Here is a 23747-nt window from a genome sequence, read left to right on the forward strand (position 1 = left end):
TCTCATTCACTTTTCCGGAAACACGAAAATAATGGTTACCCTCCAGCCTGTGTGATGACGCCCGTCTTTATTGGCTGGAGGGTTAACCATTTATGGCCTGCTCCATTGTGAATATCCCCGTTCGCATCGCTTCCCTTCCGAAAGATCCAGGCTCCGGCTATCATCGAACGTATCGTAAGTGACGAGGAAATTCCTGTTTCAACCTGAGCGGTCATGACTTCACTGCAACAGCAACTCCAGAACTCCAGAAGCTTCTGGCTGGTCATCAGCATCCTCCTGCTGTTCCAATTCTGTCTCGGCCTGTACTCAGCCCAAAAGCTGAGTGTCACGCACGACGAATACTGGCATCTGCCGGTCGGCCTGCTCACCTGGAAAACGGGACGGACCGACTTTGATCGACTCAACCCGCCCCTGATTCGCAACTGGGCGACCCTGCCCCTGTTATTCACGTCGGCCCAGACCGGCGATCCGGAGCACTCCTCCGATCCTGCCGACTACGGAGACGCGTTTCTCAAAGCGAATCCGGAAGATTATCACCACTATTACGTCCAGGGACGCGTGATGATTCTCATTCTGGCAGTGGCTTCGGGACTGCTACTGGCAGTCTGGGCCCGCGAACTGTTCGGTCCCTCTGCAGCCTGTCTGGCAGTTTTTCTGTGGAGTATGAGCCCCAACGTTCTGGCGAATGCCGCTCTGGGAACGCAGGACCTGGCGATTGCGGGTTGCTTCCTGGCAACCTTGTATTGCGGTTGGAAATTCGCGTTAGCGGGATCGTGGAAGTGGGCGCTGATTACCGGCGCCGTACTGGGGCTGGCTCAAATCACGAAATACACGGCCATCCTGCTGGTGCCTCTGTTGATCATGCAGTGGTTCCTGCTGCGAGTCAAAAACCCGGAAATCAAAACGGAGACTCCCGCGAAAGTCATACTCGGACGCTGGGTTGCCTTGCTGCTCATGTGCTGTCTGATCATGAACGCTGGCTACCTGTTTCAGGGTAGCTTTCAGTCCGCAAGTACGTATCAGTTTCAGAGTTCGGAATTGAAACTTCTGAACCAGCTGCCTGCCTTGTTGCAGAGCCTCCCCCTGCCGCTGCCGCGGGATTACCTTTTGGGGTTCGACCTGCAGCGGCACATCATGCAGCAGTCACATCCCACGTTTCTCGATCTGGAATGGCGGCTTACCGGCTTTCGCAGCTATTACATTTTTACCCTGCTGTATAAACTTCCCCACGGCATTCAGTTGCTGTTGCTCCTGGCGGCCTGGCAGTGGTTTCAACAACGGCGCACGACGCTCATGTCTCCCCGGGTTCTGGGCATGCTGTTAAGCCCGGTTGTACTGCTGGTCGGCATTGCCAGTCTGTCGAATAATCAGCTCGGTCTGCGGTACATTCTGCCTGTGATTCCCTTTCTGTTTCTGTTGATCGCCCCCCTGGGAGAACTGATTGATCTGGAAAAACGGAAGACCCTGGCACTGGCTGTGATCGTCGCCTGCGTGAGCCTCCCCTTCTCGCTCCGTTATGCACCGGATCACCTGGCATACTTCAATGAGTTCTCCGGCGGTCCCGAAAACGGCAGCTATCATCTCATCGATTCCAACATCGACTGGGGACAGGATTTCTATCGCCTCAAAGCGTATCTGGAACAGCATCCGACAGACAACCTGGGACTGGCGTATTTCGGTACGATTCCCCCTTCCACTTTGGGGACTCCCTACCGCATCCCGCCGGAACTGCAGCCGCAACCGGGAACGTATGCGATCAGTGCCAGCCTGCTGCAGGGGCGCCCCTATTCGGTGCGTAAAGAGGATGGCAGCCGGCACAATCTCGGTACCGATGCCCTCGGCTATTTCCGCTTTTTTGAACCCAAGCAACGGCTGGGATACTCCATCAACGTGTATGAGTTGACACCCGAAGACGTTTACCGCTGGCAGAATGCGGTCAACCAGGCGCGCATGGGGCTCATGCCTTCTAATTAAAACCGACTGTCTGCCGGAATGCTCAGTCAGAAAACGGAAGTACTGTTGAATCCGTGATTTCCAGTTCGTTGAGCAGAGCCTGGTACTGAGCACGCGTATTGATATTTCGCAGGCTCCGCAGACCCGGATCAATTTCCTGCAGTTCCGTCGTTTCCAGAAAGACTGAATCCACCTGCGCAACGAGGTCAATCGGGCGTCGTTTTCCCTGTGACAACAGTTGTTGAATTGTCTCGAGCAGCGAGACGCGATAGATGGCCGCCAGCGGGTGCAGGCGGTCTCCTTCGCGAACCATCGCCAGTTGGTTGTTTCCCAGACGGGAGCAGAGACATTCGATCATTGCAGTCTCTATCAGAGGCGTATCACAGCCCGATATAAACACGGCTTCGCATTTCCCGTGCAATGCTTCAAGTCCCTGCCCAATCGCCGCGAGAGGCCCTTCCAGCGGCTCTCGATCGAAATAAACGGGGACATCGGCAGGCAGTGTGGGAAGTTGTTGATCCGGGGAGGCCATCACCGCTAGCGGACTGACACAGGAGCCAATAATTCTCACCACGCGCTGCAGCATCACCTCCTGGCCCAGAGGCAGCAGGGCTTTAGGATAATTCATCCGCGAACTGGCACCACCACAGAGTACGATTCCGCCGACCTTCAATTCCGCGTTTGAGTTTGACATCTCAGCTCAAGTAATTTACAAACAAAAATGAAAGTCACAGTTTAACAACTTCTCCTCTCAAGAAGCGATCCGAAATCATGAGTGATCAGAATTCTGAACAGGAACCATGGTATCGCGATGGCCTGAATTTCACCTGTACACAATGTGGAAACTGTTGCACGGGTGCGCCGGGAGTGGTCTGGGTCGATGATGCAGAAATCAAAGCGATAGCAGACTTAACGGGAAAATCGACGGGAGAAATTATGTTAATGCATACTCGGCTTTACGCAGGTCGACGCACCTTAACGGAATATGCAAACGGGGATTGCACTTTCTTTGATCCCGAAAAACGTGGCTGCACAATTTATGAAGCACGTCCGGTGCAATGTCGCACCTGGCCTTTCTGGAATTCGAATCTGAAAGACAAAGCAAGTTGGGACTCTCTCTCTCCCGACTGCCCTGGTGCAGGTAAAGGTGCCTTCGTCAGCTTCGAAGAAATTCAAAAACGGTCTGAGCAAATCGACTTGTGATTCAGCAGCGTGTTGTAAGTCTGTTGAGAACTTTCCGTTTGTTCTGCGCACTGTTTTCACAACGACAACGCTCTGACTTGTAATGCATTTCTATACCGTCTGACTCTCGATCGTCTGATGAATTCCAATTTTTATCGCTTCAATAAGTAACGGTTGAGCAAGACTTTGGAACGTCGAAAACGACTTGTTCTGCTCACAGAGGGCATTTTTTTTCATTTAACTTCGAAGTTTGTCAAAAAATCTTACAGTCTGGATATAGGGACTATAACGAAGTTACGAATCCTGGTTGCGGGCTTCTGAGCTGAAAGCGACTCTACTCCTATCCTGTTTTCCAGATTACACTTAAGACCGTCACCATAGCTCATTTTCCGTCAAAATCCCCTGCATATGCGGTTTTGGCTTTTGACATTTGAACAGTGTCTCCCTGTCCAAGAACCAGGCGCGAAACCCCTGCGCTGAAAGATCGGTCTTGACTTACTGTTCAATTGTGGGAAATAATCTATTGTGACACTAAGTCGTGTAACCCATTACAGTTGAGACGGCTCTCGAGTGCCCAGCGGAAGGGCGTAGCTGTCCGACGGCTTCTCAAAATTGGGAGAACCCAGTCGTGACGAAAAAAGAGATTGTCAAAGTGATTTCGGAAGAGATTGGTCTGACACAACTCAAGACAAAAGAGATTGTGCAAAAAACGTTCGATGCGATTGTCGATACACTCGTCACCGACAAACGAATCGAGCTCCGCAATTTTGGCGTTTTCGAAGTCAAAAAGCGGGCGGCCCGTAAAGCCAGAAATCCAAGAACAGGCGAACGCGTCGACGTGGAAGAGAAGTACGTCGTCACATTCAAGCCTGGTAAGGAAATGGAAAAACGTGTACGCGACCTGGAAGAAGAAGCAGCCAAGCTCAAAGCGGCCGCTGCCTCCCAACCACCGGTAAGCAGTCCACCTGCGGCGTCAACACCACCGCAGCAGACTCATCCACCGTCGTCGGCACCACCCAGTCCCGGTACGACACCAGGGTCCCCTCAAGTAGGAAGCTACAATAATTCCTACCCGTCGGGTACGCAGCATACACCTTAAGCCTTTTTCTTAAAGACCTTATTGTGGAAAGTACTGGTATGAGTTTTCTCATAACCGGTCTGATTTGATGGTACATCAACAGACCGGTTTTTTTATGCCCTTTTCTACCTGATCTCACCTCTCTCAGCGTCTGATGAACGGTTATTCCGTATCAGAGGCCCTTTTCAGCCCTCAATGGCCCGATTACCAAAATAATTGGAATAATCCGCATTTTTTACCAAAGTCACCTGATCCGGTTGTCGATAAAACGATCTAGAGGAGAATAAAAGCGGTATTTATAATCATATCTCTCCACTCTCCTCCCTTCACATTTCAGCACTTTAACCCCTTCGATATCGGTTTGATGCCTTGATTTCAATGGATTGAATTAAGGGATCTCTGCCTGGGATCAATACCAGCAAATATGGCACGACCATATCATGGAGAAGAAAATGCGTAAGTTCCTTTTGGCCAGCATGTTAATTGCAGTATCGCTCACTCAGGTCGGATGTGTGGTTCCTATCTACTCATCTTCACGTGATGACCGTACTCGTCAATTAATCTTCCAGTCTGAAAGTATGCGGCACATCCCAAAGATCTGGGAACGTATCTGGGGACTGGATATGCCTGACGTAGCCACGCCATACCGAACACATGGTGGTGTCATTTAACGCATCCTCCCGGGGTCATTCCGCTTGCCCGGGCGCAAACGGATCCGTTGAACAGTTGACGCTTCAGACATAATTGCAGCTGCCGTAATTCTCATTTCGGCAGCTGTTTCGCTTTTACCAGTTCGCTATTTACGCCTCGCTCTAACTGGTTCTCTCCCGTCGGTAACGCTAAGATGTGACTCAGCAGATCCACGTTGATCTGCGTCTCGAGTGCCCTGGTAATACCAGCCGACTTTCATGCCCGGCAATTGACGGGGCACGCTCTATTTCAATCCAGACTTCAATAGATGAGACAGCCCCCGGCTGTCCCGGATAACGACTCGATGAACGCCCCGACCCAAACGGATCTGTTATCAGTTACGCTGAACCGTCTCCAGCTCAAAAACCCGATCCTGGTCGCCTCTGGTACATTCGGGTATGCACGTGAAATGCAACCCTTCCTTGATTTCTCCCGACTGGGAGGCATCATCCCCAAAACCATCACGACGGAGCCGCGGATTGGAAATGCTCCCCCCCGCACCGTTGAAACGAGTGCCGGCCTGCTGAACTCAATCGGGCTGGATAACGACGGCATCGATCTCTTCCTCGAGAAACATCTTAACTACCTTGCATCGCTGGAAACCGCGCTGATTGTGAACATCGCCGGTCGCTCGATCGACGAAATGGCCCGGATGGCAGAACGGCTGAATGCCTTTCCGGATCAGATCACGGCCCTGGAACTGAACATTTCCTGCCCCAACGTGAGTGGCGGTGTCGATTTCGGTACACAGCCCGAGCTGACCGAGCAGATGCTCAAACAGGTCACCGAGAGCTGTGAGTTACCCGTGATTGCCAAGCTGACCCCCAACGTTACCAGCGTGGTCGACATTGCCCAGGCGGCGAAAGCAGGGGGCGCTGATGCGGTCTCGCTGATCAATACCGTCCAGGGAACCGCCATCGACTGGCGTCGCCGCAAACCGATTCTGGGGGGCGTCTTCGGGGGCTTAAGTGGCCCTGCCATCAAACCGGTGGCCTTACGCGTCGTCTGCCAGGTGGCCCGGGCCGTGGAGATCCCCATCATCGGCGTGGGTGGAATCTCTAATATCGACGATGTGATGGAGTTCATCGTCGCGGGTGCCTCTGCCGTCCAGATTGGAACCGCCAACTTCTACAATCCAGGGCTCGCAACTCAGCTGGTCACGGAACTGGAACAGAATCTGATCACGGAAAACTGCTCACAGGTCAGCGAACTCGTGGGCACGCTGGTGTATCCATAGTATTGGCACTGTCTCACACACCGTAGCCTGACCATCCACAATCGAATTTTAAAGCGACAAAGAGAATAAACTCATGCGAGTGTTATCGGGAATTCAACCCACGGGCCGCTTCCACTGGGGGAATTATTTCGGGGCCATCAAGCAGTATATTGACCTGCAGGACAACGACCAGGCATTCTACTTTATTGCCGACCTGCACGCCCTGACGACCATTCGCGACGCCGAACAACTGGGACAGAACACCCTTGATGCGGCCCTGGACCTGCTGGCATTAGGACTGGATCCCAAACAGGCGACTCTGTTCCGGCAGTCGGACATTCCTGAAGTGACCAGTCTGACCTGGATCCTGATGACCATCACACAGATGAGTCTGCTGGAAAAATGTCACGCCTACAAAGACAAAAAGGCCAAGGGCATCGCTGCGGACGCCGGGCTGTTTACTTACCCGGTGCTGATGGCTGCGGATATTCTGCTGTATGACAGCGACCTGGTTCCGGTAGGCCAGGATCAGATTCAGCACATCGAAGTCACCCGCGACCTGGCCCAGCGATTCAACATGCTGTTTGGCGAAACCCTGACACTGCCGAACTCCCGCACGCTGGACACCTCGGCCAAAGTGCCAGGTACGGACGGAGAGAAGATGTCCAAGAGTTACGGCAACGTGATCGAGATCTTCGAGACGCCCAAGAAACAGCGTAAGAAAGTCATGTCGATCAAAACGGACTCTGCAGCCCTGGAAGATCCCAAAGATCCGGACAACTGTGCCGTGTTTGCCCTGTATCAGCTGTTTGCTGACGAAACTCAGCAGGCAGAGCTGGCAGCCCGCTATCGTGCCGGCGGCATGGGTTATGGCGAAGCCAAGCAGGCAGTCCACGATGCGGCCCTGGAATACTTCGGGGAAGCACGGGAACGCCGCGAGCAGCTGGCCGCCGACCTGGATACCGTCCACGATATTCTCGCGGATGGGGCCCGGAAAGCGCGGGAAAAAGGGAAAGAAGTTCTGGAGCGGGTACAGTCTGCCTGCGGCCTGGGAACCAGTCACCTGTCGAAATGAAAAGAGTCGCATGTCGGATCCAACTTCAGAAGTACAATCTGAATCGCCGGGGTCCAGATCGGGCTTCCTTTCCTGGTTGATCATCGGCCTGATTTTGATGACAGCACTTTCGCTGCTGGCCGTCCATCTGCCCGAACGGCTCAAACTGATTCTGGTCTACGCCGTCGTCTATGGACTGGTGGCGGGCGCGATGCTCTCGACCCTCGCCGTGAAAACGGGACTGACCGTGACACGCGGGATATTGCTGACGATCGTGATCCTGACCATCGCCGGACAGGGTCTGGTGCTCTATCTGTCTCATCAGCGATACCAGGCAGCGACTCTCCGACAGTTCAAACTGGACCAGACGACGCTGGTCATTGACCGGATGTTCGCGACGGGAGAACCTCCCGAAGATCCGCAGGCCCGTAAAGAGTATGACCAGGTCTTGGAACAGTTCCAGGCGGCGAAGAAGGAACGCCAGGAGAAGAAGGAGCATCTGCTCAAAATCTCCTCGTATCTCGAACATCGGATTTCCCCAGTGGCGCAACTGCATGCCCCCTGGCCCCTGCTCTTCTGGCTGGTGGAACTGACGCTGTGCTGTGTGGCTGCGGTCTGGGCCAGCCGTCAGGTCACCCAACCTGCAGCTCTTGACTCTGAGCCAATAGAGACCGCTCAGACAGACCACGAATCGACAGAGAGTTGAACCTCGTCCCGCGTCGTGCTACTTTGATAGAGAGAAAAACGACTGCCTTCCTGCGATCAGCTGTCCCCAACCTGACAAAGGTTCGACCCCATGCTCCCATTACGCTTGCGTATTCTGGCCCTCTTCCTGTTCGTTCTGACTCTTGCCATGAATTCCGCTTCCGCAGCGGACTGGCCCATGTGGCGACACGATCCCCAACGCTCGGCCGAGACCGAACAATCGCTGCCTGAGAGTCTGTTTGTCCAATGGGTTCACAAGCTGCCAGCGCTTGATCCCGCTTTCAATAATGAGCGACTGCAGTTCGACGCAGGCTATGAGCCGATCGTGAAAGATCAGCGGCTGTTTTACGGTTCCTCTCAAACGGATTCCGTTACCGCCATTGATGTGGCCACCGGTAAGGAACTCTGGCGTTTCACCACCGATGGCCCGGTTCGTCTGGCTCCGGTCGCCTGGCAGGATCTGGTGATCTTCGGTTCGGATGACGGCTGCGTTTATGCGGTGGCAGCTGAGACCGGTGCACTGCGTTGGAAATACCGGGCGGTCCCTTCCCAGCGACTGATTCTGGGTAACCGCCGTCTGATCTCCGTCTGGCCGGTTCGCGGTGGCCCGGTGGTCGAAGAGGATACACTCTACTTCGCCGCCGGTGTCTGGCCGTTTGAAGGTGTCTTCATCTATGCCCTGAATGCGGAAACGGGGGCAGTGAAATGGGTCAACGATCGGCTGGGTTACATTTACGGACAGCATCCGCATGCGGCGGAAGCCTTTGGTGGCATTACCCCCCAGGGTTACCTGGTCATCGCCGGGGAGGAACTGATTGTTCCCTGCGGCACCGCATTTCCGGCGCGGATCAATAAACAGACGGGCAAACTCATCGAATTCGAACTGCCTAAACCGGGACGCACCCCGGGTGGCTGGTTCGCGGCTGCGGGTAAAGCAGCCCGACGGGGTGAGACGAAACTTCCGCAGACGACAGCCGCTCAGCCGGAACTGCAGTTTGACCGGGATGTGAACTCCGCCCGGCACGAGAATGGACAGAATTATGGTCCGGACGGCAAACGGGGAATCCGACAGCAGATTCAGACTGCGGATCGCAAGCTGACATACAAAAACGGAATTCCCGGCGTTCCAGGAGTGATCCACAGCCTGGTAGCTGCCGCGGATCGCCTGTTTGTGGTGACGGAAGCAGGCAGCATTTACTGTCTGGGACCAGAAGAAACGACACCGGTCACGTATGAGTCTCCCCTGCTGGCAAAGCAAACGAAGTCAACCGGTCAAACGTCTCAGGCTCCGTTACCGGCAATGTTTGGAGACGCACTGCAGGCGGGCGGTTATGTCTTCCTCGCAGGCGTTCCCGATGCGGAACTGCTCAACACACTCCTGACTCGGCATGACCTGCAGCTCATTTCTCTGATCAATGATCCGGGACAGCTCACACAGTTGCGAACGTTGTTTCACGAGCGGGGATATGCCAGTTCCCAACTGGCTTTTCTCCCGGGACCACTCAATAAGTTCAGCTCCCCGGCTTACTTTGCACAGACAATAATCACAGCCGAACCCGTTTTTGCCGGCATGAAATCGTACGCAGAACAGGTTCGCCTGCTCTATCCTTCACTCAGACCCTATGGCGGCCGATTGCTGGTAAAGACGTCGGACAGTGATCACAGTCGACTGGCGGCGGAGTTCAAATCGCTCTCACAAGTGAAAATCTCGCGTGTCGGTGACTACTCGGTCTTTGAAAAAGTAGGCCCCATTCCCGGTTCCTCCAATTACACGGGTGGCTGGTCGAGCCCTGACGAACTGGTCAAAGCACCGGTGGGCGTGCTCTGGTATGATGACAGTGTCGGGAACTTCAAACGGGCACCGCAGCCGCTGTTCGTTGATGGAGTGATGATCTCGCATTCAAAATTCTGGCAGGGATACCCGGCGGGAATCCGGCCCCCCTACAAATTACTCAACCCCCAGTTTTCCGATGTCTACACGGGCCGCAAACTGAATGCGACCCAGGCTGAAGTTTTGACGACCGAGCTGCCCACACTCAACCAGGAAGAGAAGCAGCCGAACCAGTATCGGCCACCTTATCAGACGAACGCCTGGAGTCCCCCGCCCCCGGTAATTGGCGAGCGGACGAATCCACTGAATGGCAAAACCGAACCGCGGGCCTTTCCCAAAAGTTATGGCTGCGACGGCGGCGTTGATTACAGTTACGTCTATACGATGCGTTCCGGGACCGCCGCTTTTTATGATAAGCGAGTGGAGAGCGGTACGATTCACATCAGCGGCCCTCGTTCCGGCTGCACGAACAGCATTGTGCCTGCGAATGGTCTGCTTAACGTGCCCTATTACTTCCAGGGATGTACCTGCAGCTATCCACTTCCGGTCGGGTTGTCGCTGATTTCCCTGCCTGAGACGCATGAGCAGTGGATGGTCTGGGGCAAAGGTCAGGTCCAGGACATTCAACGGGTCGGGCTTAACTTCGGTGCCCCCGGCGACCGAATGACCGATAAGGGCACACTCTGGCTGGACACGCCCAGCGTGGGAGGACCTTCGCCGGAACTCAAGCTTGAGATTCAGCCCGCGAGCGTCAAACCGTTCTACGAGCACTCCCTCTGGATCGAGGGTGGTCAGGGCTGGCCCTGGGTGGGTGCCTCCGGAATTACGGGCGTGGAACAGATCACTTTAAATGATCTGGAGCCGGGCGAATACACGCTGCGACTTTATTTCAGGGATCCGGACTTTGCGACTGCTGGAAAACGGGTCTTCTCGGTTCAACTCAATGGACAGCCGCTGATCCAGAACCTCGACATCGCCGGGGAAACCGGATCGCGACAACGAATTCTGGTACGGGAATTCAAAGATGTTTCGCTGGCGGAGTCTGCCCGACTGGACTTCACGACTCAGACGGGAACAGCCCTGATCTGCGGTGTGGAACTGGTGCGGCAGGGGCTCCCCCTGGATGAGATTGTCACCCTGCCCGAACAGAAACAGGAACTGCTGACGAAATAGTTTTCCCGATCTGTTAATAATCGCGGAAGGGTCCCCGGGGTTCGGCTTCGGCCATCTCTTTTTTCCAGTTGGCAAAGCGGGCTTGCAGCTGTTTGAGTTTTTCGGGATGCGTCTGGGAGAGATCGTGCTTTTCACCCACATCTGTGGAAAGATCAAACAGGCCGTTCCCTTTTTCGGATTCAACCCACTTCCAGTTTCCGACGCGAGCCGCTTTATCCGCACGACGCTGCCAGAACATTTCTGAGCGAGGTGAATCGGCCTGCCCCATCAGCGTGGGCAGCATATCGTATCCATCGATGACAACCTCCTGCGGCTGGGGAATGCCTGCCTCTTTGAGGAACGTCGGGACGAGTTCTAACGATGTGAGCAGGCCTTCGTTGACCGTTCCCGGCTTGATTTTTTTCGGATAACGGATCAGGCAGGGGACGCGAATCCCCCCTTCGAACATCATTCCCTTCTTGCCTTTCAGGGGACTGTTATCGGCACCACCGCCGCCCCCGTTGTCGGAGAAGAAGACCACGATCGTGTTGTCGGCGATTTTGTATTCATCGAGCAGATCCAGCACTTCGCCGATGGCGGCGTCCATGCAGGTAATGGAAGCGACGTACTCCAGGCGACGCCTGTCGGCAGAAGGTTTCTGGTGAATGACGGGGCCTTTGGCGGTTTCCCGGTATTCATAGCGGCCGGTCTTTTTCTTCGTGTCGAAGTCATCCTTCAGTTCGGGATACATGGCTTTATATTTTTTCGGTGCCTGGGCAACGCCACGAATGCGGGGATCGAGGTTTGAGGCGCTGTGAGGAGCGTTAAAGGGGAGGTAGAGAAAGAACGGTTTGTCGTGATTCTCCTTCACGAACCGCACTGCTTCCCGCTGGAAGAGATACGTGCAATAGGTGCCCTTGTCTGCTTCGGTGGGCTGATTATTGCGATACATGGAAGGCACGCCGTACCGTTCGTGGGTGAAGTAATCGATGCCGGTGTTGGTGAAGCCGTAAAAGTCATCAAAGCCGCGGGCAAGCGGCAGGAAGCGACGATGCACGCCCAAGTCCCATTTTCCATAGATGCCACTCACGTAACCGGCCGGCTTCAGCAGGGCGGGCAAGAGTTGTTCGCGGACATCCATCCCGCCGATGCGTTCGAAGGTGACGTCATACTCGGACGGCTTGTACTTGTGGCCGTAATCGGGGGCCTCGTTGCGGATCATGTCATAGATCCCGTTTCGCTGCGGATAGCGTCCAGTGAGCAGACTGCCTCGACTGGGGGTGCATGCCGGCCAGGTCACATAGAAATTGGTCAGTTTGACGCCTTCCTCTGCCAGGCGATCGAGGTTGGGGGCGATGACCTGCTGGCTGCCGAAACTTTTCAAGTCGTGATAGCCCTGGTCATCGCTGACAATCATGACGATGTTGGGTGGTGTGTCTGCGGCTTCTAGCGAAGCGATGTGCAGCGTTCCGATCAGACAGAGCAGGAGGACAAGAGCAGATGATTTCAGCACATGGGCTGTGAGCGGATGACGAGCCATAGGTGGTTTTCACTTTACATCTAACGTTCGAGGTTCATAGCATAGGAGTAACCCGTTCAGGATAACAGATGCGCCCGGGAAAACTCAAACCCCTGCAACAGGAATCAAGACGATGCACGTCCGCTGCTACTCGATTGTTTTACTGCTACTGTCCCTCCTGCTGACGGGAACGGCCCGCGTCGAAAGTGCGGACAAGCCTGCTTTTGTCCCGACCAGCTACCAGCTCTACTACGGGAGTGAGCCCCGCCTGTTGAAACAGTTGCGGGACCGGATCCGGCCGGGCCAGGTGATCGTGATCGAACTGCGTGGTCTGCAGCCTGATCAAGTCGCTGACCTCGTGAATTTCGCGCATCAGAAGCAGGCGAAAGTCATCGCTTACCTGAGTATTGGCGAATTGGGACAACTGGAAAAAGCAAACTTTGAGAAGTACCTCAAACGGTCGCCCAACGGGTATCCTCTCAGCGAAATCGTGTTCGGCAAAAACCAGACGTTTGAATCGTGGTATGTCGATGTGAGCTATGGCGAGTGGAGGGGCTTTCTGATGGAGCGGATCAAGCAGATGTATGCCCAGAAGATTGATGGTCTGTTTCTGGACACTGTCGACACCGCCGACCTGTACTTCAACAGAAAGGAATGGTCGATACCGCGTCGCGCCAAGAGCGTGGCAGCGATGATCGGCCTGATTCGCGATATTAAGCGATTCGATCCTGAGAAGTTTATCATGCAGAATCGGGGCTTGAACCTGATTGGGAAAACGGCGATTGTGGGCGATAAGAGCCAGATCGTCGTGCTGGCTCTGGACCTGGCGCACCAGCATCCGGGCAATCCGGACGGGCTGCTCTGGGAGTCGGCCTTCGCGCATTCAGGCGACTGGATTGAAAGCAAAGAGCGGGAGATGATCCGCATTCAGAAGAACGGATTCACAACGGTCTTCACACTGGGATACAGCGATACCAGCGTGAGTGAAGACACGTTTTTCCGTAAGAGCAAAGCAGACGGATTCATTCCCGGCTGGGCCAGTTCCACGACGAAACTGCACCTGGAGCTGACACAACAACCGCCGGGCAAGTGAACCGGCTCAGATCATGAAGTCGGTTTCGCGTCCCAGGATGCGGTCGACCAGATCCTGAGGCAGCTCGATCGACGGGGCGTGCTTACCGGCTACATCGGTGGGATTGATGCCGCAGTACTGCGACCAGGGTCCGAGGTGCCGCCAACGTCCGGCTCGATTCGGTTCGCTTTCCATCACGGGGGTGGTGCAGCGATTACAGCCGATGGTCGGGTAGCCCTGCTGATGCAGCGGATTGGTGATGACCTGGTTATCTTTGAGGTACGCCTGGAACTCGTCCTTGGTCAGGCTGGCCAGGATATTCACCCGCAGGCAGTTCATGGCGGGGTCAATCGCCAGGATAGGTACATTGGCGCGTTGACCGCCGTCGGCCCGGCGGAGACTGCCGATGAGGGCATCGTACTGATCGGCCACCTGAATGAGTGGTTCCGTCTTACGCAGATCGCAGCACTTTTCCTGACCTTCGACCGACAGATACAGAACGCCCAGTTCTTCGGTCTGCTCCTGCATCGTTTTGGCCGGCATCAGCGTGACGATGTTCAGGTTATACTCTTCAATCAGGCGGTCCCGGGTATCCAGGGTCTCCTGAAACAGCACGCCGGTATCGACGAACAGAATCGGGATGTCGGCCTTTAACTGGCTCAGCATGTGGGCTACCACGCAACCTGCACGCTGCATCGATGATAAAGCTGCCAGTCGTGTGCCAAACATTTCCTGTGCCCAATGAATCAGCTCCAGGGGAGTTCGTTCTTCAAACGACTCGTTAAGATCTGATAAATCAGCCTGAGTCAGACGTGCCATTCAAGTATTCCTGCTGCGTTTTCCACGTACTGACGCGAAAAGGCAGATAAGCGATGCCAGTAAAAAGTCCTGAAATAAGGGAAAAACCGCCTGTGAGCGGACAATTTCAGGAATTGTAGCGAACAGTCAGAAATACCTCAATGCGCTCCTGGACGGCTGCCCGCCAAACAGGGCGATTTTTCCCTGTTTGGCGGCAAAACCGCGTTAGACAGTCAGAAATTCAGGCCAGCAGGCGTTCCCGCTCGGGAATCCGGTGACTCTCGAGCTGAAAGAATTCTTCTTTGTTCAGATCGGCAATGCTGTCGACCACCAGATCGGGCTGATACGCATACTGGCTCAGGTCCGAGAGGGCTGTTCCGCCGGAAAGTACCAGCACGGAACGATAGCCCATTTCGACTCCCCCGAGAATGTCGGTCTCCATTGTGTCACCGATCATGGTTGTCTGGGCAGAAGAGATCCCCAGTTCCTGACGGGCACTCCGCATCATGACGGGGCTGGGCTTACCCACGCTGAAGGCTTTCTTCTTGGTGGCTGCTTCCAGCATGGCGACGATCGCCCCGCAACCGGGACGCAGGCCATTCTGGGTCGGGCAGTTGGGATCCATATTGGTGGCAATCAGCTTGGCACCGTTTTCGATCATGCGGACGGCAGCTTCAATCATTTCAAAGTTGACCATCCGACCTTCGCCGACGACGACATAGTCGGGATCGTGATCGACGATCGAGTACCCGTTGCGATGCAATGCATGCAACAGGCCACCTTCGCCGATGACGAAGGCGGTGCCGTGGGGTTTACTTTGCGCCAGGAACCGTGCGGTGGCCATGGCACAGGTAAAGATATGCTCTTCGCCGACGGTAATTCCCATCCGGCCGAGTTTGGTAACGACGTCGCGGCGGGTCCGCTGGCTGTTATTGGTCAGGAAAATGAACGGCAGATCGCGCTTCTTGAGTTCATTGATAAAATCGGTGGCACCGGGGATCAGCTCGGTCCCTCTGTAAACTACACCATCCATGTCAATCAAATATCCTGGTAACATTGTGTTCGGTCCTTGAATTTAGAACTTGAGTGAGTCAAATCTCACGTGGGAAATCTTCAGATGCCGGGCGCGCGCTCACTGAAAAATGTCAGTGTGTGAATCGGGTCTTGGGGAAAGCTCTGTGATTTTACAGAACTAATTGAGTTCTATTTTTCGACTCCAATTTGACCATCAGAACAATTCATCTATGTGGCATCTGCTGAAGAGTAGTAGCGCATTTCGTAACAAACATGATTGACGAACTTCGCAATTGCTGTGCCGGTCAAGAGGGTGTCTCGATTGTCGACCTGCAGATCCATAGTCATAACCCCTTGTGAGATATCACCTTTTTCAGATAAGTCTTTCAGAGGATTGATTAGAAAACCGCTGAATCTTTACAAGGAACTCACACAGACCGCGGACGAGCCACTTAGCAATTAAGCGGGTCTGCTCAGGAAATAGACAGTACGGGTGTGATCACAAAGCGTCGCCCACTGGTGAAAGAGTGGCTGCCATTAACAAAAAACCCCGATCGACTTCGCAAAGCCAATCGGGGTGTCGCAACGAATCATTTTCTCAGGGAGATCTCCACTCCAGCCGGTTATTCAGATTTGGAAATATCCTGAATCTCAATCCGGCGGGGCTGCATCTCGGCTTTTTTATCCATGACCACGGTCAGGACGCCTGCATCGAGAGTCGCGGAAACAGAGGCGGGATCGGCCCATTCCGGCAGGCGAACCAGTCGTTTGAATTTGCCGAAGCTCCGTTCGTTGTGGAGATGTTCCCGGTTTTCGACCGACTTGCGTTCGCCGGTAAGAACCAGGTTTCCATCCTGAATATCCAGAGACAGATCTTCTTTAGTCATACCGGGAACATCCAGGGCCACATGGAATTTGCTGTCTTCTTCCCAGACGGAAAGCGGCGAATAAGCGCCTTCGAAGCCGTTAAATGACTTGCCGAAGAACTGGGTGAAGGCATCATCCAGATCGGAACGCAGGTTAGCAGAAAAAGGAAATCCGAGTTTGTGATTGCGTGTGCTTAACATGGCATTGCTCCTTATCAAATAAGAAACGAAATTGTATTAACAGTAATCCCTGACAGGTGGGACTGACCAGCTGATTGACAGTTCCCCAATATGCATCCAGCATGCCAATTAGTCACACAGAACAACTCATATCACCACAATTCATTTATTATCAAACACTTACAATCATAAATTTTTCCATAAGAACCAAAATAGATTTACAGAAACACACACCAATCATGCCATTACGGCACCATTAACACCCCTGAAGCAAATGCCATTTTGGCACCGGAGTGTCTCAGCGCATAAAAAAACTCGCAGCAAACCCGGGGGCCTGCTGCGAGAATATTACCGATTTCGGTACTCTGAACGAAACGCTTACGCGTTGTAGTAGAGATCGAACTCATAAGGATGAGGGCGTAAACGAATCGGATCCAACTCTTCAGTCCGCTTGTAGTTGATGAAGGAGTTGATCAGGTCTTCACTGAAGACGTCGCCGGCTGTCAGGAAGTCGTGATCTTCTTCGAGAGCGATCAGAGCTTCGTCCAGGCTCTTGGGAGCGACATTGGTTTCAGCCAGCTCTTCCGGAGTCATGTCGTAGATGTCACGATCGAGGGGTTCACCCGGATCGATCTTGTTCTGCACGCCGTCGATCATCGCCATCATCAGAGCGGTGAAGCTCAGGTAACCATTGGCGGTCGGATCGGGGCAACGGAATTCAACACGCTTTGCCTTGGGGCTGCCGGAGTACATCGGGATACGGCAGGAAGCAGAACGGTTCCGCTGGCTCATGGCCAGAGTCACGGGTGCTTCGAAGCCAGGCACCAGACGGTGGAAGCTGTTGGCAGTCGGGTTGGAGAGCGCGATCAGAGCACGACCGTGCTTGATGATCCCGCCGATAGCATGAATCGCGAATTCACTCAGTCCGGCATAGCCATCACCGTACATGAGGGTGTTGCCATCTTTCCAGAGTGAAATGTGAGTGTGCATCCCGGAACCGTTGTCGTCAAAGACCGGTTTCGGCATGAAGGTCACGGTTTTGCCGTTCCGCTTGGCGACGTTCTTGATGATGTACTTGTACCACATGAACTGGTCAGCCATCTGCAGCAGTGGTGAGAATTCCATGTCGATTTCACACTGACCGGCAGTTGCCACTTCGTGGTGGTGGGCTTCGACAACGATGCCGACCTTCTGCAGTTCTTCAACCATTTCGGCACGCAGGTCGCCGTAGGTATCTGTGGGAGCTACGGGGAAGTAACCGCCTTTATAACCCACTTTGTGGCCCAGGTTGCCTTCTTCAGAACGACCTGTGTTCCAGGCAGCTTCAGAAGAGTCGATTTCGTACATGGCTCCCCGCTGGTTGGAGAGGTAACGTACGTCGTCGAAGACGAAGAATTCAGGCTCGGGACCGATGAAGCAGGCATCGGCCAGGCCGGTCTGCTGCAGGTAAGCCAGACCTTTTTTGGCAACGCCACGCGGGTCTTTGTTGTAATCTTCTTTGGTAATCGGATCGACGATGTCAGCCAGAACGCTGACGGTCGGCGATTTGAAGAAGGGATCCATTTTCACGGTAGCAGGATCGGGAACAGCCAGCATGTCTGAGCTGTCGATTGTCTGCCAGCCACGGATTGAAGAGCCGTCGAAGCCGACGCCGTCTTCAAAAGTACCTTCGTCCCAGGTGCTGAGGGGGTACGAGCAATGCTGCCAGGTACCAAAGATGTCGGTAAACTTTAAGTCTACCATCTTGGCGCCATTTTTTTCTGCGAAGGCAAAAAAGTCCTTGGGAGTCATCGTAAATTTGCTCCTCTAAAATTCTGAGTGATACTGCAGGTGAAGAGGTCCGCCTTACCCTGTCCTGCGTAAAACCGATCATTTCCAAAAAATAGTTCAAGCAAAGACGACAGTTCACAGAAAACACTGCGGACTGATCCAAAAGCTACTCAAGCAAAACCAGAACGATTCAGATCTTAGAACGCTTTTATCTTTACTCGTTTTCGCCGTGAGTCAGACGGTCTCCACTGCTCATCAACGGAGTGTCTGGCGACCCACTTTTTCGGGCTACTTCTTATCTTCCTGACATCAAAGTAGATCGGCTGGACAGATAGCGATTGCAGGAGCTCGCAACCATACCGAAACCCTCAGGCACAACCTGCGACCGGGTCTGATGTTGACGGAAACTTCAGTCGGCGCAGGTTGCCAGTTTGAAATTCACCTTAACGAATCAGGACCGAGAAATCTACTGTGTGACAAGACTTCTCTCATGAAATCCGGCTTGCCTGCAGGAGTGCTTAAATCATGACAATCAAATAAAATCAACAGCCTGTATCGATTAGCCAGACAGGCGAAAGACGGGCGCGCAATGGTCCCGCAGAGCAGCGGTATTCTTAAGGATCTTTAGATATTTAAGACGCCTGTATAACGACTAAACGGTCACCAGTGCTTTCATCTCGCGAACCGCCTGTTCCATGCCGACCAGCACCGCCCGCGAGACGATACTGTGACCGATATTCAGCTCACAGACATCGGGAATGGCGGCGATCTTCGAAACATTACGATACGTCAATCCGTGCCCCATGTGCAGCTTCAGTCCCTGCGCGACAGTAAACTCGGAGGCCTTGACAATGACGTCATATTCTTTCTGCTGTTCGTCGGCGGAGGTCGCATCGGCATAGCGGCCGGTGTGCAATTCGACAGCGTGTACTCCCACCTGTTTTGCAGCGGCGATCTGTTCGACATCGGGATCGATAAACAGGCTGACTTCGATCCCTGCCTGTTGCAGCTGGTGTACACATTGCTCAACCCGCTCCAGATTGGCGACCACATCCAGGCCCCCTTCGGTCGTCAGCTCTTCCCGCTTTTCGGGGACCAGGGAAACCTGATCGGGGCGGACTTCCAGGGCGATTGCCGTCATTTCTTCTTCCGCCGCCATCTCGAGATTCAGTTTGACCTGAACCGTCTTTTTCATGGTGTAGAGATCGTGATCCTGAATGTGCCGCCGATCCTCACGCAGGTGCAGAGTAATGCCATCCGCGCCTCCCAGTTCCGCCAGCACGGCCGCCCAGACGGGATCTGGTTCAAAGGTTAAACGAGCCTGACGGACGGTGGCGACGTGGTCAATGTTTACACCTAAAGCGGGCATTACATGCTTTCTGTTCAAATAAAGTCAGATTGGCGAGGTCGGGAAGAAACTCTATCCCCGGAACGTTCCTTAAATCGACAATCGAGGCCGGAGAAAAGTTCTCGGCGTTCACTCAAGAATCTCCCTTATCTTATTGCTTTTTCCTCTCAGTTCCAGAATCGGCCCGGCAGAAACTTCGGCAATCAGGTCAATTTCAAAGAAAACCCTGATCTTTTGTCGCATTCCTGTTTTGTTGACGAATCTCTTCTGGAAGCAGGCACTGTTTCCCGCTGACGGCAGACTTTCGTCCCTACACAACAGGTCAGAACATATGTGGTTTCCAGAATACAAGCAGTTTTTTCCCCGCTGGCTCGTACACATTTTCGCGAATGCTACCCGACGATCCGTTCGCGGATCTCGACGACGGTGGAAAGTGAGGTCTGCTCCGATCCTGGCACAGACGGAGTGCCTGGAAACCCGACAAATGCTGGCCGCCGATGATCTGACGGCACTCAGTGATGATTTTGAGGATGCAGCCACTCAGTCCAACTGGCAGCGGTTGTATCAGACCGAAGGTTGGGCTGGCGACCAGTTGCAGACCTGGGATGTGAATGGAACACAGTCGGGCCGGATGGTTATGATCCCGCACACGACCGTCTGGTACCAGGATTATCGCGGCCCCATGGTTTACAAGGAAATCACCGGCGATTTTGTGATCACAACTCAGGTGCATATTACCGACCGCGACGATGTGGGCGACAGCGACCTGGATGATGTTCCCAACGGCTCCCAGTACTCACTGGGCGGACTGATGATCCGCACGCCCCGCGATATCACTGATCCGGCAGTCGACTGGAGCCCGGGTTCGCATCAGAACGACGGGACCAATAACGGGGAAAACTATATCTTTCTCTCCCTGGGCTGGGGGAATGCCGGCAGTCAGTTCCAGATGGAGACCAAGACCACCCGCAACAGCAATTCATCACTCGTGCTGCAGAGCATGGGCAACAATGCGGTGATCCAGTTGCAGATTGCCCGCATCGGTGACTCGGCTTATACGCTGTACCAGATTCCCGGCCAGGACTGGGTGTTAAACAGTCGCTATCATCGACCCGATCTGCCTGAAACGCTGCAGGTGGGTATGGTAACTTACACCGACTGGACGAAGGCCAACGACTATGACCCGTTCTACCAGAACAACAACACTCTGCAGCCGGGCGGCTACGATCCGACGCCTGCCGAAGCGTTTCAGCCCGACCTGGTTGCCGGTTATGAATTCGTGCAGTTTGATCGCCCTGAGATCCCCGTCGCCTTACAGGGACTTGATCTGCGAACGCAGGCCAGCGATCAGGAAATGCTGTCTTTCCTGGGAGAGAATGTCAATGGGCCGGATCTGCCCACCGTGACGCTGGAAGCGTCCGTGTTACCGGTTGAAGAACTCAGCAGCAGCCAGTTGGAATTCGTGTTCCAGCGGAGTGCAGCGCAGATCGATCAGCCTCTGACGGTGGCATATCAGATCTCAGGCAGTGCCACACCGGGGCTGGACTTTCAAAGTCTGAGTGGGGAAATCACATTTGCTGCCGATACAGCAACGGCTACGCTGGTGGTTGACATACTCGAAGATTTCCTCGATGAACCGGATGAAAGCCTGGCCATCCAGTTGCTGGCAGGCAATGATTATCTGCTGGGAGAGACGACGTTTGCCAGCGGTACGATTCTGGATAACGATTATACGAATGTCGCGCCCGTAGCCAGTCCGATTGTCGACCAGGATCTGACGGAAGGGGACGCATTCAACCTGGATGTCAGTCCTTATTTGACGGATGCCAATGTGCCGGACGGCGATCAGCTCACGCTGACTGCAGCATTGTCAAACGGTGATCCGTTGCCGGGATGGCTGATTTTCAACGTGGTGACGGGTGTCTTTACGGGTGTTCCCGCATTCGCTGATGTTGGCAGTATTGAAATTGAAGTCACTGCTGCCGACCTGGGAGGCTTGACCGGCAGCGTGCTCTTCCAGTTGACGGTCGCACCGCTGCCGCGGACTCAGTTGCAGTTGCGTGTGGTGAAGTCAGCGACATCGGTCGCCGCCAATGGTGAAAGCCTGGCACTGCCTGCACACACGGAAGACCTGCAGGAGTGGGAATCGTTTCAGGTTGAAGTCTGGGGACAGGTCAGTAATCTGACTGAAGTCGGCATCGTGTCGTTCAGTTTTGATCTGACCTATGCGACGGCGTACACCACTGCGTCAGTCGTGGAATTCGGTCCCGCGTTTACGCAGAATCAGTCGGCCCTGATCAATGATGCCAGCGGCCTGGTTCAGGGTATCAGTGCCAGCACGCTGGCGATCAATGTGGGCGATGATCAGAGTGTGCTGCTCGCCCGGATTCATTTTGCCCCGACCGTCGCCGACCGGGTTGATCTGGATTTGGGGTCGCAGTCCATTGGCCCTTTTGACTCAGGCCTCTCACTGGAAAACGTGTCTCTCGAACTGGTCGAACAGGCGCCGCATCAGCTGGAAAACAGTGACATATCCGCGACGCAGTTCTGGGCGGTGCCTTATGACGTTAACGATGATGGTGCTATCAATTTCCAGGATCTGGTGCTGTTCGCGACTGCCTACCAGCATGATGTCGCCGATTCGCCGCTGCCTTACACTTGGGCTGTGGACTTCAACCAGTCCGGCAGGGTTGACTTCCACGACCTGCTGCTGCTGGCGGCCAACTATGGTCGTACAAAGCTCGAAGATCCTGAGCTGTATTTGCCTGCCAGCTATCCCCACGCCTGGATCGCGGCTCCGCTGGTCAGTTCTTTCAGTGCAGCGGAAACGCAATCAGCGGTTCCACCGTTTTCCTATTCGACCGCAGTGATGCAGGACTCTGCCGGGCTGCAGGGAGAAGAACCGGTCGACTCGATAGTTGAATCCCAGGAACAGAACCCAGTTCATGTTCAGACGGTTGAGGAACCGGTTCAGACTAGCCTGCCGATAATGATCGCCTCAATACAGTGGGAGGCTGCTACGCCTCGTAGTCTTTCTCCGTTTGCTGCTGCAGACATTGATCCGTTATTCATGCATGACCGCGGACTCACTCCAATTCTGGATCAGCAAAACAGGGAATCCGAACTGAGCGGAGCGGGTGTCTGGCAATCCACCCCTGGTCCCGCTGCGCCGTGGTGGGAAACCGAAGTGCGACAAGGGGAGAGGAAACTGCAGGAGATCGACGGGTATTTCAGTTCGCCGTTCGACGATGATCTTCTGACATGGGGATGAGCCCTGCCTGCTCGTCGGGACGCGGGGCACCGAGATATTCGGTGTCTCCGAGTTCTGCCAGTTTCCACATCATGAGCGTGGTCACTTCTTCCAGGATTTCTTTCGTATGCTTAAGGTCATAGTACGCGGACAGATCGATCGGTTCGCCGTAAACGATTGACGTCTCTGCGGGAGAATAAAAGGGTTCCACCATATTTTTACCGCCAGGTGAATTGTTGATATACACCGGGTAGACGGGCGCCTGGGAACGGAGCGCCAGGAAAGCGATGCCGGAATTCGCATGTTTGATCGATCGCCCCTCCTGAATGCCCCCTTCGGGGAAGACGCCAATCAGATCGCCCTGTTTGAGCTTGCGCAAGGCCTCCCGGACGGGAGCCACATCCTTCCCATTACGTTCCACGGGAATCGAATGCATGGCTCGTGAGATCCAGCCGACCAGGCCTGGTCGTTCGTAATACTCCCGCGCCATCAGGAAGCTGATGCAGCGCATTTTTTTCTGTGGATTCCCGAGGTGTGAATTGTACCAGAGAATGATCGGGTCGGCGGGACTGCGATGATTGGCTATGATGATGCCTGCGGAATCGCCGGGAAAGGGGCAGCGCTGATTGCGTTTAATCTTCCAGAGCCCTGGTGCATACACGCGGGTAATCGCGAATAGAATCCAGGCACGCCAGCCGTCGGGAAGGTTTACTGCCTGGTAGATGATCACCACCAGGAGAATCAACAGATAAATGACCAGTGTCAATACACCGGCTGCTTCTGGGCTCATTGCGAATTAGAAATTGAAAAGGGGTGCAGGAAGTTCAGATACGTTATCAGCTTTGAGGAGCCTGATTATACCGCGAATAAAATCGGCAAATCAACAATAATACGGATGGAGTCGCATCAGCAAAGTCATGTTCTTCAAAGATCAATAATCAACGGGGGTAATATTTGGACGTCAGAGCGAAACCGGAGTCAGGCAGTGTTTCTTAATTCGGATGTTATATACCAAACTCGTTTCAATCGGGGCTAATGCCACGGCTAATGAGCAACGTTACCAGGGCGA

The 23747-nt window shown here is 54.1% G+C and carries 17 protein-coding genes; 9 read left to right on the top strand and 8 right to left on the bottom strand.

Annotation, left to right across the window (positions count from 1 at the left end):
• The first annotated feature begins 213 nt into the window (after window positions 1–213).
• Window positions 214–1974 carry an ArnT family glycosyltransferase gene (locus HG66A1_RS19960; RefSeq protein ID WP_145187981.1) on the top strand — a complete coding sequence of 587 codons (1761 nt, stop codon included), beginning with the start codon at window positions 214–216 and terminating at the stop codon, window positions 1972–1974.
• Between the two features lie 22 nt (window positions 1975–1996).
• Here the strand turns inward: HG66A1_RS19960 and HG66A1_RS19965 are convergent, their stop codons facing one another.
• Entirely contained in the window at window positions 1997–2647 is a 651-nt protein-coding gene (locus HG66A1_RS19965; protein ID WP_145187984.1) for a molybdenum cofactor guanylyltransferase, read from the bottom strand.
• Between the two features lie 77 nt (window positions 2648–2724).
• Between HG66A1_RS19965 and HG66A1_RS19970 the strand changes: the two genes are divergently transcribed.
• The 6 genes from HG66A1_RS19970 (at window position 2725) to HG66A1_RS20000 (ending at window position 10882) form a co-directional block, all read left to right on the top strand.
• Complete coding sequence (locus tag HG66A1_RS19970; RefSeq protein WP_145187987.1) at window positions 2725–3156, top strand: YkgJ family cysteine cluster protein; 432 nt, start codon at window positions 2725–2727, stop codon at window positions 3154–3156.
• Between the two features lie 607 nt (window positions 3157–3763).
• Entirely contained in the window at window positions 3764–4234 is a 471-nt protein-coding gene (locus HG66A1_RS19975) for an HU family DNA-binding protein (RefSeq protein ID WP_145187990.1), read from the top strand.
• A gap of 973 nt (window positions 4235–5207) precedes the next feature.
• The gene (locus HG66A1_RS19985) at window positions 5208–6140 is read left to right on the top strand and encodes a dihydroorotate dehydrogenase (RefSeq protein ID WP_145187992.1); all 933 of its coding nucleotides are present in this window, start codon (window positions 5208–5210) and stop codon (window positions 6138–6140) included.
• A 73-nt stretch (window positions 6141–6213) separates the two neighbouring features.
• Entirely contained in the window at window positions 6214–7194 is a 981-nt protein-coding gene (gene trpS, locus HG66A1_RS19990; protein WP_145187995.1) for a tryptophan--tRNA ligase, read from the top strand.
• A 10-nt stretch (window positions 7195–7204) separates the two neighbouring features.
• The gene (locus tag HG66A1_RS19995) at window positions 7205–7879 is read left to right on the top strand and encodes a hypothetical protein (RefSeq protein ID WP_145187998.1); all 675 of its coding nucleotides are present in this window, start codon (window positions 7205–7207) and stop codon (window positions 7877–7879) included.
• A 90-nt stretch (window positions 7880–7969) separates the two neighbouring features.
• A complete protein-coding gene (locus HG66A1_RS20000; RefSeq protein ID WP_145188001.1) occupies window positions 7970–10882 on the top strand; it encodes a PQQ-binding-like beta-propeller repeat protein in 2913 nt (970 codons plus the stop codon).
• A gap of 13 nt (window positions 10883–10895) precedes the next feature.
• Here HG66A1_RS20000 and HG66A1_RS20005 read toward each other — a convergent pair whose 3' ends face one another.
• Window positions 10896–12401 (bottom strand): sulfatase-like hydrolase/transferase, encoded by a 1506-nt coding sequence (locus HG66A1_RS20005; RefSeq protein WP_145188004.1) that lies wholly within the window; start codon window positions 12399–12401, stop codon window positions 10896–10898.
• A gap of 112 nt (window positions 12402–12513) precedes the next feature.
• On the opposite strand from HG66A1_RS20005, the gene HG66A1_RS20010 reads away from it, so the two are divergent.
• The gene (locus tag HG66A1_RS20010) at window positions 12514–13473 is read left to right on the top strand and encodes an endo alpha-1,4 polygalactosaminidase (RefSeq protein WP_145188007.1); all 960 of its coding nucleotides are present in this window, start codon (window positions 12514–12516) and stop codon (window positions 13471–13473) included.
• A 6-nt stretch (window positions 13474–13479) separates the two neighbouring features.
• Here the strand turns inward: HG66A1_RS20010 and HG66A1_RS20015 are convergent, their stop codons facing one another.
• From HG66A1_RS20015 to HG66A1_RS20035, 5 genes are all read right to left on the bottom strand, one after another.
• On the bottom strand, window positions 13480–14271 hold the full coding sequence (locus HG66A1_RS20015; protein WP_145042126.1) for a phosphoadenylyl-sulfate reductase: 792 nt from the start codon (window positions 14269–14271) through the stop codon (window positions 13480–13482).
• 220 nt (window positions 14272–14491) lie between these two features.
• Window positions 14492–15307 (bottom strand): HAD-IIA family hydrolase, encoded by an 816-nt coding sequence (locus HG66A1_RS20020; RefSeq protein ID WP_232101985.1) that lies wholly within the window; start codon window positions 15305–15307, stop codon window positions 14492–14494.
• Between the two features lie 580 nt (window positions 15308–15887).
• Window positions 15888–16331: an Hsp20/alpha crystallin family protein gene (locus HG66A1_RS20025; protein ID WP_145188010.1), complete on the bottom strand. Its 444-nt coding sequence runs from the start codon at window positions 16329–16331 to the stop codon at window positions 15888–15890.
• 357 nt (window positions 16332–16688) lie between these two features.
• Complete coding sequence (gene glnA, locus HG66A1_RS20030; RefSeq protein WP_145188015.1) at window positions 16689–18101, bottom strand: type I glutamate--ammonia ligase; 1413 nt, start codon at window positions 18099–18101, stop codon at window positions 16689–16691.
• A gap of 631 nt (window positions 18102–18732) precedes the next feature.
• Window positions 18733–19449 carry a pyridoxine 5'-phosphate synthase gene (locus HG66A1_RS20035; protein ID WP_145042130.1) on the bottom strand — a complete coding sequence of 239 codons (717 nt, stop codon included), beginning with the start codon at window positions 19447–19449 and terminating at the stop codon, window positions 18733–18735.
• A gap of 310 nt (window positions 19450–19759) precedes the next feature.
• Here HG66A1_RS20035 and HG66A1_RS20040 point away from each other — a divergent pair, with 310 nt between their 5' ends.
• Entirely contained in the window at window positions 19760–22699 is a 2940-nt protein-coding gene (locus HG66A1_RS20040) for a putative Ig domain-containing protein (protein ID WP_145188018.1), read from the top strand.
• On the opposite strand, the gene HG66A1_RS20045 is transcribed toward HG66A1_RS20040, so the two are convergent.
• Window positions 22659–23444: a lysophospholipid acyltransferase family protein gene (locus HG66A1_RS20045; RefSeq protein WP_197996701.1), complete on the bottom strand. Its 786-nt coding sequence runs from the start codon at window positions 23442–23444 to the stop codon at window positions 22659–22661. The two genes, HG66A1_RS20040 and HG66A1_RS20045, sit on opposite strands and share 41 nt — an antisense overlap.
• Window positions 23445–23747: the final 303 nt, after the last annotated feature.

Origin of the sequence: Gimesia chilikensis (genome assembly GCF_007744075.1) — a bacterium.
GTDB classification, from domain to species: domain Bacteria; phylum Planctomycetota; class Planctomycetia; order Planctomycetales; family Planctomycetaceae; genus Gimesia; species Gimesia chilikensis_A.